This is a genomic window from Paenibacillus sp. S-12, assembly GCF_030363895.1.
In the GTDB taxonomy this organism is placed as follows: domain Bacteria; phylum Bacillota; class Bacilli; order Paenibacillales; family Paenibacillaceae; genus Paenibacillus_B; species Paenibacillus_B alvei.
In genome coordinates, this window is record NZ_JASIUF010000003.1 from 41,557 (window position 1) to 57,759 (window position 16,203).

General features: G+C 46.7%; 17 protein-coding genes and 1 other annotated feature. Of the genes, 10 read left to right on the forward strand and 7 right to left on the reverse strand.

Annotation, left to right across the window (positions count from 1 at the left end):
* The first annotated feature begins 34 nt into the window (after window positions 1-34).
* Window positions 35-1,219 carry an MFS transporter gene (locus NO352_RS01570; RefSeq protein WP_268619987.1) on the forward strand — a complete coding sequence of 395 codons (1,185 nt, stop codon included), beginning with the start codon at window positions 35-37 and terminating at the stop codon, window positions 1,217-1,219.
* A 148-nt stretch (window positions 1,220-1,367) separates the two neighbouring features.
* Here the strand turns inward: NO352_RS01570 and NO352_RS01575 are convergent, their stop codons facing one another.
* Window positions 1,368-2,624, reverse strand: coding sequence for a methyl-accepting chemotaxis protein (locus tag NO352_RS01575; protein ID WP_268619988.1), 1,257 nt, complete (start codon window positions 2,622-2,624; stop codon window positions 1,368-1,370).
* Between the two features lie 238 nt (window positions 2,625-2,862).
* Between NO352_RS01575 and NO352_RS01580 the strand changes: the two genes are divergently transcribed.
* Complete coding sequence (locus tag NO352_RS01580) at window positions 2,863-3,261, forward strand: hypothetical protein (RefSeq protein WP_005551152.1); 399 nt, start codon at window positions 2,863-2,865, stop codon at window positions 3,259-3,261.
* A 132-nt stretch (window positions 3,262-3,393) separates the two neighbouring features.
* On the opposite strand, the gene NO352_RS01585 is transcribed toward NO352_RS01580, so the two are convergent.
* Both NO352_RS01585 and NO352_RS01590 read right to left on the reverse strand, forming a co-directional pair.
* Window positions 3,394-3,627 (reverse strand): alpha/beta-type small acid-soluble spore protein, encoded by a 234-nt coding sequence (locus tag NO352_RS01585; RefSeq protein WP_005551150.1) that lies wholly within the window; start codon window positions 3,625-3,627, stop codon window positions 3,394-3,396.
* A gap of 147 nt (window positions 3,628-3,774) precedes the next feature.
* Window positions 3,775-4,740 (reverse strand): aldose 1-epimerase, encoded by a 966-nt coding sequence (locus tag NO352_RS01590; RefSeq protein WP_289354787.1) that lies wholly within the window; start codon window positions 4,738-4,740, stop codon window positions 3,775-3,777.
* A 219-nt stretch (window positions 4,741-4,959) separates the two neighbouring features.
* Window positions 4,960-5,247, forward strand: a binding site (T-box leader).
* Window positions 5,248-5,310: 63 nt separating this feature from the next.
* On the opposite strand from NO352_RS01590, the gene trpS reads away from it, so the two are divergent.
* Window positions 5,311-6,297, forward strand: a complete 987-nt coding sequence (gene trpS, locus NO352_RS01595) for a tryptophan--tRNA ligase (RefSeq protein WP_005551146.1) — start codon at window positions 5,311-5,313, stop codon at window positions 6,295-6,297.
* Window positions 6,298-6,325: 28 nt separating this feature from the next.
* Here the strand turns inward: trpS and NO352_RS01600 are convergent, their stop codons facing one another.
* Window positions 6,326-6,526, reverse strand: a complete 201-nt coding sequence (locus tag NO352_RS01600) for a DUF5325 family protein (RefSeq protein WP_005551144.1) — start codon at window positions 6,524-6,526, stop codon at window positions 6,326-6,328.
* Window positions 6,527-6,646: 120 nt separating this feature from the next.
* Between NO352_RS01600 and NO352_RS01605 the strand changes: the two genes are divergently transcribed.
* Window positions 6,647-6,865 carry an alpha/beta-type small acid-soluble spore protein gene (locus NO352_RS01605; RefSeq protein WP_005551143.1) on the forward strand — a complete coding sequence of 73 codons (219 nt, stop codon included), beginning with the start codon at window positions 6,647-6,649 and terminating at the stop codon, window positions 6,863-6,865.
* A 172-nt stretch (window positions 6,866-7,037) separates the two neighbouring features.
* Here NO352_RS01605 and NO352_RS01610 read toward each other — a convergent pair whose 3' ends face one another.
* Complete coding sequence (locus tag NO352_RS01610; RefSeq protein WP_289354788.1) at window positions 7,038-8,021, reverse strand: metal-dependent hydrolase; 984 nt, start codon at window positions 8,019-8,021, stop codon at window positions 7,038-7,040.
* 114 nt (window positions 8,022-8,135) lie between these two features.
* Between NO352_RS01610 and NO352_RS01615 the strand changes: the two genes are divergently transcribed.
* The 3 genes from NO352_RS01615 (at window position 8,136) to NO352_RS01625 (ending at window position 10,179) form a co-directional block, all read left to right on the forward strand.
* Window positions 8,136-8,426: a hypothetical protein gene (locus NO352_RS01615; protein WP_005551141.1), complete on the forward strand. Its 291-nt coding sequence runs from the start codon at window positions 8,136-8,138 to the stop codon at window positions 8,424-8,426.
* A gap of 156 nt (window positions 8,427-8,582) precedes the next feature.
* Entirely contained in the window at window positions 8,583-9,515 is a 933-nt protein-coding gene (gene cyoE / locus NO352_RS01620) for a heme o synthase (protein ID WP_289354789.1), read from the forward strand.
* A 64-nt stretch (window positions 9,516-9,579) separates the two neighbouring features.
* On the forward strand, window positions 9,580-10,179 hold the full coding sequence (locus tag NO352_RS01625) for an SCO family protein (RefSeq protein WP_005551138.1): 600 nt from the start codon (window positions 9,580-9,582) through the stop codon (window positions 10,177-10,179).
* Window positions 10,180-10,183: 4 nt separating this feature from the next.
* Here the strand turns inward: NO352_RS01625 and NO352_RS01630 are convergent, their stop codons facing one another.
* Window positions 10,184-10,534, reverse strand: coding sequence for a toprim domain-containing protein (locus NO352_RS01630; RefSeq protein WP_040736939.1), 351 nt, complete (start codon window positions 10,532-10,534; stop codon window positions 10,184-10,186).
* A 482-nt stretch (window positions 10,535-11,016) separates the two neighbouring features.
* Complete coding sequence (locus NO352_RS01635; protein WP_268619992.1) at window positions 11,017-12,195, reverse strand: MFS transporter; 1,179 nt, start codon at window positions 12,193-12,195, stop codon at window positions 11,017-11,019.
* 147 nt (window positions 12,196-12,342) lie between these two features.
* On the opposite strand from NO352_RS01635, the gene NO352_RS01640 reads away from it, so the two are divergent.
* The 3 genes from NO352_RS01640 (at window position 12,343) to NO352_RS01650 (ending at window position 16,163) form a co-directional block, all read left to right on the forward strand.
* Window positions 12,343-12,783, forward strand: a complete 441-nt coding sequence (locus NO352_RS01640; protein ID WP_040736937.1) for a hypothetical protein — start codon at window positions 12,343-12,345, stop codon at window positions 12,781-12,783.
* On the forward strand, window positions 12,780-13,958 hold the full coding sequence (locus tag NO352_RS01645; protein ID WP_005551133.1) for a transglutaminase domain-containing protein: 1,179 nt from the start codon (window positions 12,780-12,782) through the stop codon (window positions 13,956-13,958). Before NO352_RS01640 ends, NO352_RS01645 begins: the two co-directional genes overlap by 4 nt.
* Before the next feature lie 108 nt (window positions 13,959-14,066).
* Complete coding sequence (locus NO352_RS01650) at window positions 14,067-16,163, forward strand: peptidoglycan D,D-transpeptidase FtsI family protein (RefSeq protein WP_163979446.1); 2,097 nt, start codon at window positions 14,067-14,069, stop codon at window positions 16,161-16,163.
* The last annotated feature ends 40 nt before the right edge of the window (window positions 16,164-16,203 follow it).

Here is a 16,203-nt window from a genome sequence, read left to right on the forward strand (position 1 = left end):
TAAATGAGGCTTAAATAGAAAGGAAAACAACTTGGTGACATCAACTAGGCTTCTTAAGCTGTTCCATGCTTTGTTTTACTCAACGAATGCCGTACTGCTTTCTTATTTGCCGCTCCTATTGCGGGAGCGGGGCTTCGAACCGTTTGAAGTAGGCACTTTATTAATGTTGGGGCCTTTTCTGGCGATGTTTGCACAGCCTGCCGCAGGTCTGATTAGTGACCGCATCCGAAAGGTTCGCCCCCTATTGATCGGCCTGTGGATTGTATTGGGAATATCAGCGTCATTAGCTTTTTTGACAACGGATCGTATCCTTGTCGCGGTTAGTATTCTGATTTTGTATATTTGCTATCTTCCATCGATTTCCTTGCTTGATACGTTAACAGTTAAAATAGCCAATTCAATGCAGCAATCGTATGGAGCCGTTCGCCTTTGGGGATCGGTTGGTTTTACCATTACGGCTGTAACGCTAGCGCAGGTATTCGATTTGCTGGGTGGAGTGGATTCGCTATTCTGGATGTATTTGCCAGTTTGGTCCAGCTTTTTTATCGGCATGTTCTTTTTGAAGGAACCGAGATATGAGGATAGTGAGACTGATGAAGTGGTGAATATGACCATTTTGAAAAAGGCGCTCACCATTCCATCCTTGCTAGTATTGCTTGCTCTTATTTTTGTCATTGGGATGCCTCACCGGATGAACGATGCGCTATTGTCGCTGCATATGAGCGATTTGGGCGCAACCTCCGGGCAGATCTCGATTGCGTGGGCCGTTGCAGGATTCAGTGAAGTTTTTGGCTTCCTCATTATGGGTCGAATCATGAAGCGCTACCGAATGCTGACATTGCTTTCCGTTGTCAGCATGTTATATGCGCTTCGATGGCTGTTGTATTCGATCACGACTGAGCCGGTGATGCTAATCGTGCTGCAAGGAATGCATTCGATTACGTATGCTTGCTTCTGGGCTTTGGCAATCGAATTCGTAGTGCAGCTTCTTCCGCAGAAATTAGCAGCTACAGGACAATCGATGCTTGGTATGGTGTTCTTTGGCTTGTCCGGATTGGCAGGAGGAGTTGTTGGGGGAGCATTGCAGGAGTCGTATGGCGGTGGCGTCATGTACAGCATTGGCTTCATTCTTGCCCTTCTTGGAACGGTGGGGTTCATGTTATGGATCCGCAAGGATCGCCAGCGTAGACTTGCAATTGAACAAGAAGCAGCAATTTAACATTGATGTAAATGGACAGGAAATTACCCTAACAGGCTGATGGCGATAGGGCAGGAAAATGGAATCATAATAAAAACGGGGCAGCCCTGAGTAGAATGCTACTTAAGGCTGCCCCGTTTGTTATATTTACCGGATAGATTGGGGTAAATTAGAATTTGAATACTTGGATGGTGCGCTGCAGTTGGATGACCTTTTGCTGCATTTGCTCAGTAGCGTCGGCCATCGCTTGTACGGATGTAATCTGTTCATTCATTGAAGCGGATACTTGTTCCGTTCCAGCAGCAGATTGCTGGGTAATGGCTGAAATGTTCTCAACGGCACTCGAAATAGTAACAGCGCCTTCAAGCATCGCATCGCTCTCATAGGCAAAGGTTGCGATCCGTTCGGTGATGAATTGGATGCTGTCTACGATCTCCAGGAATATACGTTCCGTTTCTTTAATCAGATCAGTTTGAGCGTGTACAACTTCTTCGTTGATATGAATATTCGTTATTGCTTGGCGGATGCCGGATTCAATGCTTTTTACGAGTTGAAATACTTCCTTAGTCGAAGCAGACGATTCCTCAGCCAGCTTGCGAACTTCTTGGGCGACGACCGCGAATCCGCGTCCATGTTCACCTGCACGTGCTGCTTCAATGGATGCGTTAAGAGACAATAAATTGGTTTGTTCCGCAATATCCGAGATGGTTCGTGTAATCTTGGAAATGCCCTCTGCCTGTCTCGCTAGTTCTTCGATTGTTGAGGCAACCTGATCAGTTGCTTCAATATTGCGTTGCATGCCGGCACTTTGCGTCTCTACTGCGGTTCTTCCCTTGGTAACAAGCCCTACAGTGAAAGCGGAGCGATCGTTCATTTCCTTCGTGGAATGTGTATAAGACTCCACCTTCTGCTCAATTTGCTTGACGGAATTTGACATTGATGCAATATCCTCAGATATTTCAGCCGCACCAATTGCAAGTTCATTTGATGAAGATGTCACTTGTTCCATTACGAGCCTCAAATTTTGATTCATATGGTACATCTCTCTGCTCGATTCGGATACGTGGCGAGTAATATCGGTTGTTTGCCGCAAAATTTCACGAAGCTTAATGATCATGGAATTGAATGCATGCCCAAGTTCTCCAAGTGAATCATTGGTCGTAACGGTAAGGGTTTGGGAGAAGTCGCCCTTGGATACTTGAAGGGCTGACTGGGCGATGTCTTTGATTGGAGCACTCAATGAGTTTTCGAGAAGGTTTATGATGGGATAACTGATGCCGATTAAGATAGCAATAATGATTATGCCGGTTGCAACACTTACATCAGCTAGGAGTAGGACTATTGTCGCCAATGCGAATAGACCAACGATACCGTAACAGCCGAACAACAGCTTTTGTTTGAAGTTTAACCGATAGAACCAGTTCATGAGACCGCTCCTTTTTTCACTGTCATTCCATAATATAGAATTTGGAATTATTATAGCATCGGCGGAAAGGATGGTCTATGAAAATGTTAGCAATTTCAACACGATTAGACGAAATTCGTCAACGTTCAAATAAGGATATGTAAGAATGTGTTGATTAAGGGAAAATAATCCTGTATACTGTGACTAAAGAACCAAAAATTTGAAGCTCGTCTTCTGTGAGAAAGGGAGGAATCAATCAATGAAATCTGTTTCAATGCCATTGGCTAGGCAAATCAGCCTAGTTTTTGACCAATTAGAATCAGAACTGATTGGCCTGACAGGTGGGACAATTGTAGTATGCCTTCGCAATGATATTGTGGGCAAATTCGGAGTCAAGCACGATGCTTTAGAAAGCTGCGGTGGGGAGCTTAAGCCGGTTCGACAAGGATTAACGAGACAGCAAGTATCCCAATTTTTACAAACAGCTATTGAGAGTTTGAAGCATAAGAAGAACTGGACGCACGGCGAGATTGTGTACGACTTTACGGTGAAGCATGGTGAGTTGCAAGTTAGCACATGGTTTGAATCCAACTACAATATGGTTCATATTTTGGAGAAGAAGGAAGATAGTTTACATACTTACAGAAATGTATCCTAATGAAATAAAAAGTAAAAAACAAATGCTTATTCAACTACAAAGCAGGAGTACCTTCCGACAGTTTACTGTAAGTAGGACGCTCCTGCTTTTTCGTTAAGTATGGGTGTAGCTTTACAATCTCAACAGCTATAATTAGCGAGCGCGACCAGCCAATTGCTGTTCAGCAATTTGCACAAGACGCTTTGTGATGTAGCCTCCGATGGAGCCCATATCACGAGATGTATAGTTACCGTAGTAACCGTCTTGGGAAATTGGAATACCCAATTCTTGAGCAATCTCAAATTTCATTTGTTGAAGAGCTGCAGTTGCTTGAGGAACAACGAGATTGTTGCTGCGGCTTCCGCTTCCTTGTTGTTGATTTGGCATGTTGTTCACCTCCTTGTGATAGTTATTATGGAGAGATAGAGGTGAAATATGCGAGAGGAAGTGATCGTTTTGGAATGTAAATAATGCCAAGTCTGGATGACTTGGCATTATGGCGGAAAGTGAGTTGATATTCGGACACGCTCCCATTTATGGGTGTTGAATTTCAAGTTCCAATTGAAGAACAATCGGCTTGTTCGGTTCGAGTTCTATTAGGCCTGTAACATCATTGCTGAACGGAAGATTAGGTGCATCAGGAAGCCATGTATATGGTTCCACACAAATAATCTCATTGGCATTGCCTCGCGTATAGAGCACCCAATGTTTAAACCATGGTTCGTTGCCTGTATAACGAATGCGGTATCCATCTTCGCGGGACAGCCAAGCCTCAGGCTTATGCTCCCCAATGCTGAACACGGTATCGAAGTCGGTCCCCTCTAAGTTCATTCCTTCAATCAGTTGTTCATTATCGCCAAGCGGCAATGTATTCCCTGTCATAATGAGCTCCTCGTCAAGTTCGTACACACCTGTAACAGGAACCTGCAGTTTCCAACGTTCCGGTTCACCGTCAAGCTGGAACCAGGTATGTGTCCCAAAGCCAAATGGTGCAGCCTGACCGCCGACATTGGTGACTTGCAGTTGCTGAGTCAACTGGCTCCCCTTTAGTTCATAAGTAAGCTCGAACTGGAGCGGAGTAGGGTATTGCTCCATCCAGTGCTTGTCATCAGAGGAGTGGAATTGAACGGTGACCATAGCGCGATCCTCCAAGGCTTCAGCTCGGACAACTTGCCAAGACTGCAAGCGATGGAGTCCATGGATATGGTTGTTGTTGGCTGTATTTTGATCGAATTGATAGGAGACGCCAGCATACTGGAATTGTCCGCGGCGGATTCGTCCTGGAGGCATAAGCATCGGAATGCCGAAGTGATAAGGCTTCGTCATATAATAATCTAGATCGCTTTCGGCTGGTGTACGCAGTATGTCGCGTTCAAGCACTTTGTCCCATAACCGAATGAGATTAGCGCCTAGCGATGGCAGCAAGGTTGCCTCAAGTGTGTCGCTATGCAAAATGACGGTTTCATACTCGTTCCATGTGCCTTTCGTTATTTGGTACATGCGTTTTGCCCCTTTACTCGTGGAGTTATGTAATGATTAGTTACTTTTCATGATAGCAAATTCATGCTTGAAAGTCATTGAAGCTAAATTAGGGTGGAGAATTGCCAAAGACATGGCATAGACTAGAGATTGATTGACAAATCGATAAATCTTCGCTATTCTTATGGCTAATTCTTAGTTATGTAGAGCTCGCATAAGTGAGGATCGAAATCGAAAACAAAGAAATTGATGATGAGGGCAAGTACGCTATGCGGTAGCTCCAGAGAGTCGGTGGTTGCTGTGAACCGACGCGAATGCATAGGTGGAATGGGCCTCGGAAAGCTATGTTGAACCTGTGAAATACATGAAGTAGACATGGCCGCAACTCAGCGTTACTGAGTATAAGGCTTGCAGAGAGGAAGTCGGCAATTGCTGATGAATGCTTCCTTGTTGTGCTCGTAAGATAGGGCGCAGTATTATTGAATATGCAGGCGAATTAGGGTGGCACCACGGTTCTTCGTCCCTTGCGGATGAAGGGCCTTTTTTGCGTTCTAGGAAGAATGATATTTGTAGAAAAGGAAGTGTTGCGTGATGAAACGCGTACTCTCGGGTATTCAGCCTAGCGGTCAACTGACACTCGGTAACTACATTGGAGCAATCCAAAATTTTGTGAAGCTGCAGCATGAGCATGAATGTTTCTTTATGGTTGTAGACCTGCATGCGATAACTGTTCCACAGGAGCCGGAAAAACTGCGGGAGCAGACAGAGGCTGTCGCTGCCTTGTATATTGCAGCTGGCCTGGATCCAAACAAATCGAACATCTTCCTGCAATCTCATGTTCATCAGCATGCAGAGCTTGGATGGTTGATGACGACACTCTCCTATATGGGTGAGCTGGAGCGAATGACGCAATTTAAGGATAAGTCGGAAGGCAAGCAGTCAGTAGGTACGGGGTTATTCGTATATCCGGCATTGATGGCTGCAGATATTTTGTTATATCAAGCTGACCTTGTTCCTGTTGGCGATGATCAAAAGCAGCATTTGGAACTTACACGAGATTTGGCTGCCCGGTTCAATGGGCGTTTCGGCGAGTTCCTGACGGTGCCTGAACCCTATATTCCAGAAGTAGGGGCGCGTATTATGTCATTGGATGATGCCTCCAAGAAAATGAGCAAAAGCAATCCTAACCCTGGAAGCTTTATTGCCTTGCTAGATGATCCAGCTGTCATTCGCAAGAAGATCAGCCGTGCGAAGACGGACTCTGAAGCGCTTGTGAAGTACGATCCTGCGAATAAGCCGGAAATCAGCAACTTGATGAGCATTTATGCTCACGCTGCTGGTATGTCTATTGCAGAAATTGAAGCGAAGTACGAAGGGCAAATGTACGGTCCTTTCAAGAAAGACTTGGCAGAGCATGTAGCTGCGCTCATCGAGCCGCTTCAAGCCCGCTATCATGAGGTAAGACGCACAGGTGAACATCACGAGGCGCTGCGTCGTGGTGCTGAGCGAGCACGTGAAGCGGCAGAGCAGACTTTGACGGAAGTGAAGCGCCGGATGGGCTTTGTTCTCCCGCAGTAAATGTGAACGGACTAACGGCCTTGAAGCCTTACTGGTTTGCTGTACGCTCTTGTTGAGCGGCTCCTCGACGACGAAGCTTAGCCTTTACAATGAAGCCTAATCCCATATTGATGATGGCTAGCGCAGTAAAGAGGAGAGCAAGCCAGACACTGTGGCTGATGGATATGGCTGTTGCGATTAGCAGTGCGATTGACGAGCAGGCGAACCATAGAGATAACCATTTGTTCATAGGGATGACTCCTTTTCGCAAAATAATGTTACAGATAAGTATAACATTTTGAAGGCCGGATAAAATAAGTTTGCAAGCTTGCACAACTAGAAGCGCCTAATTGCGAAAGGAGATTCACCTATGTCTAATCGTTCTGGCTCCAACAACTTGGTTGTTCCTCAAGCTACTGCTGCATTGCAGCAAATGAAATTCGAAATTGCTCAGGAATTGGGTGTTCCAATTCCACAAGACGGCTACTACGGGAACTACACTTCCCGTGACACTGGCTCTATCGGGGGATACATGACGAAGCGTTTGGTGCAAATGGCACAACAATCGCTTTCCGGTGGTTCCCGCTAATCGAAATGCACTAATGATTTGGCTACCCTGCGCGCGTGCGGGGTAGCCTTTTATTATTTGCGAACAATTGAAAACATCGGAATCGTAAAACACAAGTACAAAAAGAAAGTGCATAGCCTTCTGTCTACACAGAGCACTCTGCACCTCACATTGATTTACCAAAAACTTTATTTTACTCGTACTCCAATCCAAACCGCTTGCCGGTATGGGATTTGTTCAACCACCCGACAAAATAATCAAGCGTCTCATACTTGGCGTTCATCATGACAACTGCTACAAGAGGAAACTGCTTGCGATGCCTATACCTGACGTCAGCCCAGCGGACGGCATACCCATAGCCCGTTGGCTCTACTGTCGCACAAGCATATTTCGAAATATAGAGCAGTGCCTGGACAGCAGAATGCTCTTTTGATGCCTCTACCGCAGGGTGCTGATCACAGTAGGCTGTCTCCGTCCAATGGAGTCGGTTGTGATTCCAATTCCCGATTCGAAATGTGCCCTCTGGCAGCGGCTTGACCACATTCCATCTGGAAAGGGATACAGTTGGAATGAGTGTGTACGTTTGAGAAGGGACGTATTCTTCATCGAAGAGAAGCATCTGATCCTTCAACTTCTTGTGCACTGAGGCCCTCCATATGAAATATACAACGAGCAGCGCATACAGAACGGGAAACACAATTCTTGGCGATGCGATACCTAGCCCCCACAAGGCAACAGCAACGAGGTGGGAGGAAAAAATGATTGGATCAAACAGGGAGATGAAGTCAAAGGACAGCCACTTGTCTGTAATGGGCCAAGCAGCCTGAGTGCCATAAGCATTGCACAGGTCAGTAGCGACGTGTATGACTACGGCCAGCGCTGTCCACAGCAGCACATGCCAGAACAGGGCACCTTTGCTCAACCAAGTAGTAAGTCCTGAGATTAGCAGCGCCCATATCGGCATCATTGGAATTGAATGCGAAATGCCTCGATGCTGACGGATATAGGCAGTATTGTTCTTTAACTTGAGCGCTACATCTGCATCTGGAGCCTGCGACCCAAGGAGAACGCCGAAAAAAACGGCTGTAGCCGTAGCCGGATGGGTCATGACGGCTGGATCAATATGAGAAAGTCCGGCAAGCCCTAATCCAATGACAGCGTGTGTGCTTGTATCCATATTCGTAATCACCCTCTTGTATTGTGAGCAATTATGTACCAGAATATGACTCATGAATTCAATTTACAAGTAAATGCAGTGGGGGCAACCTAATAAACAAGGGGGAATTCAACAATGAACATTATATTCGTCGAGTATCGAGTTGATCCGGATCAACGAGCACAATATCTAGAGCAAATTACGGAGCGTCTGAAACAGTTTCCACAAGTTGTATTATATGAAGGGACTGATCAACCGAACGTTTTTGTGGAGCAGTGGATGAATACAACGCCCGAAGATTATAAGCGTCTGAAACGGATTCGACTGGAGGATTCCAGCGAATGGGATGCGATTACAGCATGTATTCCTGGCGGCAAGTCTAAGCTGCATATATGGGAGTTTGCATCTATTTCGTCGCAAGGATAATTACTCGAATGTGAGGAAGATCCAATAGATTGTCAAAATGATGAACGATGCTGCAATACATTGTCAGCAATTGGACGTTTTTGATATGATGAAAATTACAGCGGAAACACTTCGTTTCTGCTTTGGTTTGTACTACACAAGGAGGATAAGGTCATTTTGGATAAACAATATACTTATCAGGCTTCTTCCGATTCCGTTCCGATGTCGCCAGAACCGATGCGGGTGGATTTATGGAAAGAGTTTGTTCAGTTAACAAAGCCGGGCATTATTCGCTCTAATCTTATGGCTGCGTTTGCAGGTTTTTGGGTGGCCGCCAAGTGGGATATTCCATGGGTGACCTTGCTGTGGATGATGGTTGGTACGGCACTCACCATGTCATCCTCATGCGTGTTCAACAACTATTTTGATCGAGACTTCGATATGAAAATGGAGCGAACGCGCAACCGCTCGCTTCCGACAGGACGCTTGAAGCCAAATGTTGTACTCTGGTATGCCATTATTCTCGGCATTGCGGGTCTATCCGTCTTGTTCCTGCTGACGAATCCGTTGACAGGCTGGTTTGGCGTTCTCGGCATGTTTGTGTATGTAGTTATTTATACATTGTGGCTGAAGCGGACATCTACGTGGAGCACGTCCGTGGGTGCGATTTCAGGAGCAATGCCTCCTGTTATGGGCTACACGTCAGTGACCGGTCAAGTGGATATCGGGGCAATACTGCTGTTCCTCATCCTATTTTTGTGGCAGCCGCCTCACTTCTGGGCGCTTGGTATACGCCGGGTAGAAGAGTATCGAGCTGCAGGCTATCCTTTGCTGCCGGTAGTCAAAGGAATTGAGCGGACAAAGAAGCAGATGATCCCATATGTGGCACTTCTGCTACCCGTTACTTGGTTGTTCTATGCGTATGGATATGTTAGCTGGATTTACAGTGCGTTAGGAACAATTCTCAATCTAGTTTGGTTGTACATCTGCATCTCAGGCTTCAAGGCGAAGGACGATGAAGCTTGGGCGAAACGAAATTTCTTATTCTCCATTAATTGGCTGTTGCTGCACTTGTTCATTCTTGTCTTGGATACAATGGGGAAAGCTTGATCACGAACTTCATAAATTTGAATTCAGCCTGACCAATATGGGAGCATACCGGGAGGAACAGACGATGTCTCAATGGGCGAAGAAATATTCTTTGCAAATCTTCTTAATGTCATTGGTTGTGGTATTTGCGGTCATTGCCGCATGGTTATATTGGCCGCGTGAAGATTTCAAAAAGGCACCGGATTTTTCAATGCAAAATGTGGATGGAAGCACAGTAAGTCTTGATAGTACGAACGGAAAGGTTAGGCTCTTCTATTTCTATTTCACGAATTGTCCGGACGTCTGTCCACCGACAACGTTCATGCTGTCCGAAGTCCAGACTTTGCTGAAGGACAAAGGCGTGTTTGGTAAAGACGCAAGCATTGTATCCATTTCATTTGATCCGGAGCGAGATACGATGGATGCAATTAAGAAATGGTCGCAGAAATTCAACGCTGACTACTCAGGCTGGTACTTCCTTCGTGGTCAAGAAGCGGACGTAGCGAACATGATGCCAGCGTTGGACTCTGCGGTTATGAAGGATCAGGACGGTAATTTCACGCATTTGAATGTCATCACACTTGTCGATCAGAAGGGCAACATTCGCAAAGCGTACAATGCAAATGATCGTGAGCGAACAACGCCTGAAGTGATTGCAGAAGATGTTATGAATTTAATTAAATAATTGGTTAGCTAAGCGGGGGGAGATCCGGATACACGATGTATTCGTCTAATCCCGCTTTTTCTAATTGCTGAATCAAATAATCATCAGGTGTTCCTTCTACCCCTGCATAACCTCGGCGCGTATATAGATGCTCTGCATCAGGAAATGTTTCTCGAAGCACAGCACGAATGCGTTTCCCGGAGGAGTCATTATCCATAAATAAGTATACGGGCTTATCCCCAACCTGCATTCGCAGCTTCTCCGTTCGTTCGGTATTCAGTGTTCCAAATGTACACATGATGTCCACCTCGTTAGCCAACAGCCTGCGTAGGCGGCTGCGGTCGTTTTTGCCTTCAACGATGAGGGCGATTTCCATCGTGTTCACCTTCTTTCCATAAAGCGGTACGGAAAATATCCGAGTCTGATAAAGGAAAAGATCAGCCGGATGATTTCGGGCTAACAGTAGTGTACCACGAAAGATGAAATCCGTTGCAGTGCCATGAGGAATGCCGCATAACAAAATTGGCTTGCCCGTAGGCAAGCCGTATAAGGAGAGAGCGAGATGGGGGGTTACAGCAGAGGAGCACGCAAAATGATGACGAGCAGGATGAATAGGGCGAGAATTACGGTGGTTGCTGTCCAGAAGCATGAACTGAATCTCAGCCCTGGGCCACCGTAAGGCTCAACATAATTACCCATCTTGATTCACCCGCTTTCGTCGGTAGTCATTTCTCATAATCATTGTATGTTAGCGGAACAATCCTGTTCTGTGCATTCACCCATATATGAGAATATGGGCGAATGCTGTATGAAGTAATCAAGCTGCAACAGGGTGAAGCGCTCCATTTACTCGATTCGTTATATAGTTGGACGTGTTGTTGGCGGTCGGCTGCTATGGATAGGCTTGCCAATAGTTGTTTGCTTGCCTGGAGGTAGCAGCGTTACAGCCAGCATGAGCACGAGAAAGGCTATGAAATAAGGGGATACATGACCGCGAAGCTGACCGGCAACCATAGGTCCAATGAAGGATCCGATGGAAGAAGCAATCGATAAGATGGAAAAGATCCTTCCATATCTGGCACCGCCACTCAACAGCAGGAGGTGTGCAGACAAAGCGGGTAAAATAATTCCTTTCGTCATGCCGATCAGAAATAAGGTGACAAGAAGAGGAACAGGCCAGTGCACCGCAAGGACGAAGAACAGAAGCGCTAATGAAAAGGAGCCGATCCATGTGCGCATATAAGCCGAGTATTGATTCAAGAACAGCATGCTTAACGTAAGCAGCGCACCGAGGCTGACAGCCGAGAATAGTACGCCTGTCTTCATAATGGAGGTAAGTGCGTCAGTCATAAATGGCAGTTCGAAAAATAAAATGCCCTGCGAACAGGCGATGGCAAGCGGCATAAAGTAAAAGCGCCATGGAATAGCAGGTGATGGGGCTATTGTTGACGTAGGGACGCTTGGTGTTGTCGTCTTAAAGAAGGAGTTCTCCTGTACATCCCGAATAAACAGCCATGCCATTGCTCCTACAAGAATAAGGCCAATCCCCAGTGCTTGGAATGCCATGACGAAGCCAATCTTGGACACGAGATAAGCACCAGCGGCAGGAGATACCACAGAGGCAAGTGTATGAACAAGCCCGTTGCCAGCCATTAGCTTGCTTTGATGAACATGATCGCGTGCCATGCGTGCAAGCAAGGATAAGCAGGCAGGGGAGAGGAACGCGAGTACAAATCCGCTAATCGAGCGCAGAATCAGCAGTTGCCACGGATTGACGACATGAGCCTGCAACATGAGGATGATTCCGGCTCCAATGAGACTGAACACGATGAAGATACGGCTGCCAAAGCGGTCGACGCCATAACCGGCCATGACGTTGCCAGGAAGATGGGTGAATGAATACATGCCCATCATTAACCCGATGAAGGATGGAGCGGCACCAAGCGAAATTGCAAATGGGGTCAGAATCGGGTATTGCGCATGCAAATCAAAAAACGCAACGAATAAAAACAAGTAGAGCCAAAAGACAGAACGCAAGCCAGTCACCTCCAGATCGCTATGGTATACTTGTACGTCATATCGGACGAACTTAGTACCCGAATTTGGCTGATGATGCTGGCGGGTCTGACTGTTACATCATATGGGAATGATGTATAATACGCTTTGGAAAGGGTGATCGAAGAAGTGAGTCAACTCGAAATGTGGTTTGAATTTATTAAGCAAAATTGGCTTGTTTTCCTTATTGCACTCATCGTACTGCTCGTAATTGTTAGCTTCGTGAAAACGATGATCAAATGGGCGCTTGTTGTCGTGATTGTCGCTGCTGTTGCTGTATACAGCGGAATTACGTGGGATGATGTGAATAACGCAGTAACAACTGTGAAGGATGAAACGGTGCAAAAGCTGAAGGATCAAGCGCTCACCTCCATGATGGAAGAAGCGAAGAAGGCGACGTTCAAGAGCAATGAGGATGGTACTTATACGGTAAAGTCGCCGAATTTGGAGCTTACAGGAACACCCAATAGTGATAAGGTGAAGCTGTCGTTCAATGGAGTCTCTCTAGGAGAGTGGAGCATGAACGAAACGATTCGCCAGTTCGTGAAGGAAGCGAAGCAGAACAAATGAGTACCGGATTGCAATGGGAATGGAACGCGATAACGCTGGTGCTGCTTGCGGTCGTGCTTCTATCCGCAGTTCAAGGGGTGGCGAGAGGCGCTTCGGGGTCCATGCGTCACCTCTTTCTATTTGTTGCTCAGTCGGTCTGCACAATTGTTTCGCTCATGGTATCTTTCGCAGCAGCAATGTGGCTGTCGCCTATTGTACAGCGTCAATTCATAGAATGGAGTATTGAAATCCCCTCCCATGCATTGGCTTGGTGGGAGCGAATTTATTATACGTTAGTAACAGGGATAAGGGACTTCGCACTTCTGCGATTTGCGATCTTGTTTGGTATTGTCTACATGGTTGTCCGAGGACTTATAGGTTGGCTCATGGCAGTGTTATGGGATGGGACTTCTGGTTCTGTGCAAGAGGAAGGCAGCTCATCTTCTCGCTCTGGTGTCATGTTGGCAATAAGCCGCGTGGCCAATTGGTTAACGGGAGGTGCCATTGGCGCTTTAATTGGCGGCGTACGTGCCTTTATTATCATTATGGTTTTGTTCGTCTATGTTGCGCTGCAGCCGGCTACGAAGGCCAGTGACATCATTCAATCCTCTTCCGCTTATCGGACAGTGGCGAACCAAGTGATCGAGCCGCTTGCTGGTTCGTTGATTACAGAGAGCCTGCCTGTGTTCACTTCTCAAATGGGGCAGGAGCTGGGCGAACTGCTGCAGCGCCGATATGAAGTGATTGATAATCAGATTTCTTCTGATGTGAAGCAGGCTGCGCGTCAAGTGACAGCGGGAGCTGACTCGGATGAAGAGAAGGCCCGGCGCTTGTATGATTGGGTTGGTTCCCGGGTTCAGTACGACTGGGACAAGGCCAAGCAGTATGAGACGAAGCGAATATGGAAGGAGCAGACGCCAGAGGATACCTTTGCAACCAAGCAGGGCGTATGCATCGATTATGCGCGTCTATATGCGGTTATGGCTCGCTCGTCAGGTCTCCAAGTCAAGGTAGTTACCGGTCTCGGATATAACGGAAATGGCGGCTACGGTCCACATGCCTGGAATGAGGTGTGGTTGAGTGAAAAGAAAAAATGGATACCGCTCGATGCGACATGGGCATCATCAGGAGATTGGTTCAATCCTCCTAAATTCGATGCCACTCACATTCCCGATAAGCCTTTGACGATAAGATAATTCATTGCGATATAAATTGAAGCTGCAGAGCCTTTGAATATAGGCAAATTAGTATGGTAAAATAAATGAGATTGTACAGCAAAAGTTAGCAAGAAAGGATGATTGGCATTGAGTCATCCACATGCGGATGATCCGCAGAAGCGGGAAGTACAGAACCGACGTACCTTTTCGTTTCGGTTGAACTTATTCTTTTTTATTACGTTTTTAATATTTACCGTGCTTATTGTAAGGTTGGCTATTTTGCAGTTCGTTGAAGGCCCCGCCCTGAAGGAGAAGGAGTCTCAGTTGGGATTTCGGGAAACCGCGATACCGCCGCTTCGGGGAACCATATATGATGCTTCGAATACGCGACTTGCCTATTCCACTGCATCACAATCGCTCTACTTCAATGTGGTTAAGAATTATGGGGATCCGAGCAAGAACATGACGGATGAGCAGAAGAAGAACCGTACTGAAGTAGAACAGCTTGCAAAGGATCTTGAGGAGATTTTCAAAAAGCTGGGCAGTCCGCAGGATAAGCCATTAACGGCAGAGGAAATCTTAAAACGAATGGACTTGGGTGGACGAATGAACTTTGTCTTCGTTCCTCGACTGATCAAGACGGGTTTGACGAAGGAAGAAGTCGCCTACTTCTTAGAGCATAAGGCGCAATTCAAAGGAATCGACATCGTCGAGGATAGTGTCCGCAACTATGATAAGGATACAATAGCCGTGCAGACGGTCGGTTACTTGAAGAAGTTCAAGGGCGTTCGCGAGCGGATGCCGTTCTATAAGGAACAGTACGAGAATCAGGAAAAACTTCCTACAGAAAAGGAATATCTGGAGTACGAGGATGTTGGCGTCGATGGCATCGAATTGATGTATCAGAACGAGCTGCGCGGTTTAAACGGGGTGAAGAAGTTCCCGGTCAACGTGGCGGGCCGTATTATCGGGCCGATGCAGCTGACGAAGCCGGAACGTGGCAATAATATACATCTAACGGTTCATCGCGACATTCAAAAGGCAACAGAAGAGTCCATCGTTAAAACGCTGGAGAAGATTCGCAATTCCTCAAACCGTACCGAGTATGCACCAAATGCACGCACTGGCTATGCGGTGGCGATGGAAGTGGACACAGGTAATATTGTATCGATCGCTAGTATGCCGGATTATGATCCGAACGTATGGCGGAACGGTCAAATTAGCAGTGAGGACTATGAAAAGATTCAGTATTTCATGGGTAACGGAGCTATTCGCGAGGTTTATGGACCATACAATGATGACAAGGAGCGCGGACGCCATCCTACGTCACTTGTATACCTGGGTTCTACAATGAAGCCATTGTCCGTTCTCATTGGTCTGAAGGAAAACCTGTTTGGCCCATGGACAGAATACTATGATAAGGGCTACGGGGAGTTCGGTCGCCGAGGTTATGAGACGAAGGTATGGAACTCGAGTCGAACTTCTTACGGTTATATGGATGCTGCTAAGGCCCTTAAGGTATCCTCCAACGCCTTTATGGTCGATATGATCGGTAAAAAGCTATTTTCCCTTTCTGACCGGAATGGATTAGAGTTATGGGATAAATATATGGATGCCTTCGGACTCGGCGTGAAGACGGAAAGCGGTATGCCTGGTGAATCCGCCGGATTGAAGGACTATCTGGTGGAGGCGGAGCGCAATAACGCACAGTCCGCACTCGTATATGCCTCCTTTGGACAGCAAGGGAAGTATACAACCTTGCAGCTTGCTCAATATGCTGCTACCTTAGCGAACCATGGCCAGCGCATTAAGCCGCAATTCGTAAGCAAAATTACGGATGGCGATGGCAAGGTAGTAAAAACCTTCGGACGTGAAGTGTTGAACGAAACAAAGTTCGACGATACGAACTGGCGCGTTGTCGAAGAAGGGATGTCCAAGGTTAACGTTCATGGCTTCGATGGTTTCCCTTACCCGTTTTACAGAAAGACAGGTACGTCGCAGCAAAGTATAGCGGGCAAAACATTGGAAAATGCGGTGTTCATCGCGTATGCGCCGGCAGATAAGCCGAAGCTTGCGGTTGCTGTTGTCGTGCCAGAAGGTGGATACGGCTCCTACGGAGCAGCGCCGATCGCGCGTGCTATGTTCGATGCGTACGATGAAGTATACGGTTTGACTGGAACGCCGAAGCCGAAGAATCATAATGCAGCTAATGAGTCTACGGATGAGAGCGGAAATAATCAATAAACGAAATGGGGTTCATGCGTTTGGACAAGAGCTAGAAGTC

Coding starts and splice junctions, on each gene's coding strand:
- NO352_RS01585 (WP_005551150.1), bottom strand. CDS start 3,627: ATGCCAAATCAACAACAAGGAAGCGGAAGCCGCAGCAACAATCTCGTT.
- NO352_RS01590 (WP_289354787.1), bottom strand. CDS start 4,740: ATGTACCAAATAACGAAAGGCACATGGAACGAGTATGAAACCGTCATT.
- NO352_RS01615 (WP_005551141.1), top strand. CDS start 8,136: ATGAACATTATATTCGTCGAGTATCGAGTTGATCCGGATCAACGAGCA.
- NO352_RS01600 (WP_005551144.1), bottom strand. CDS start 6,526: ATGAACAAATGGTTATCTCTATGGTTCGCCTGCTCGTCAATCGCACTG.
- trpS (WP_005551146.1), top strand. CDS start 5,311: ATGAAACGCGTACTCTCGGGTATTCAGCCTAGCGGTCAACTGACACTC.
- NO352_RS01630 (WP_040736939.1), bottom strand. CDS start 10,534: ATGGAAATCGCCCTCATCGTTGAAGGCAAAAACGACCGCAGCCGCCTA.
- NO352_RS01605 (WP_005551143.1), top strand. CDS start 6,647: ATGTCTAATCGTTCTGGCTCCAACAACTTGGTTGTTCCTCAAGCTACT.
- NO352_RS01580 (WP_005551152.1), top strand. CDS start 2,863: ATGAAATCTGTTTCAATGCCATTGGCTAGGCAAATCAGCCTAGTTTTT.
- NO352_RS01610 (WP_289354788.1), bottom strand. CDS start 8,021: ATGGATACAAGCACACACGCTGTCATTGGATTAGGGCTTGCCGGACTT.
- NO352_RS01645 (WP_005551133.1), top strand. CDS start 12,780: ATGAGTACCGGATTGCAATGGGAATGGAACGCGATAACGCTGGTGCTG.
- NO352_RS01625 (WP_005551138.1), top strand. CDS start 9,580: ATGTCTCAATGGGCGAAGAAATATTCTTTGCAAATCTTCTTAATGTCA.
- NO352_RS01575 (WP_268619988.1), bottom strand. CDS start 2,624: ATGAACTGGTTCTATCGGTTAAACTTCAAACAAAAGCTGTTGTTCGGC.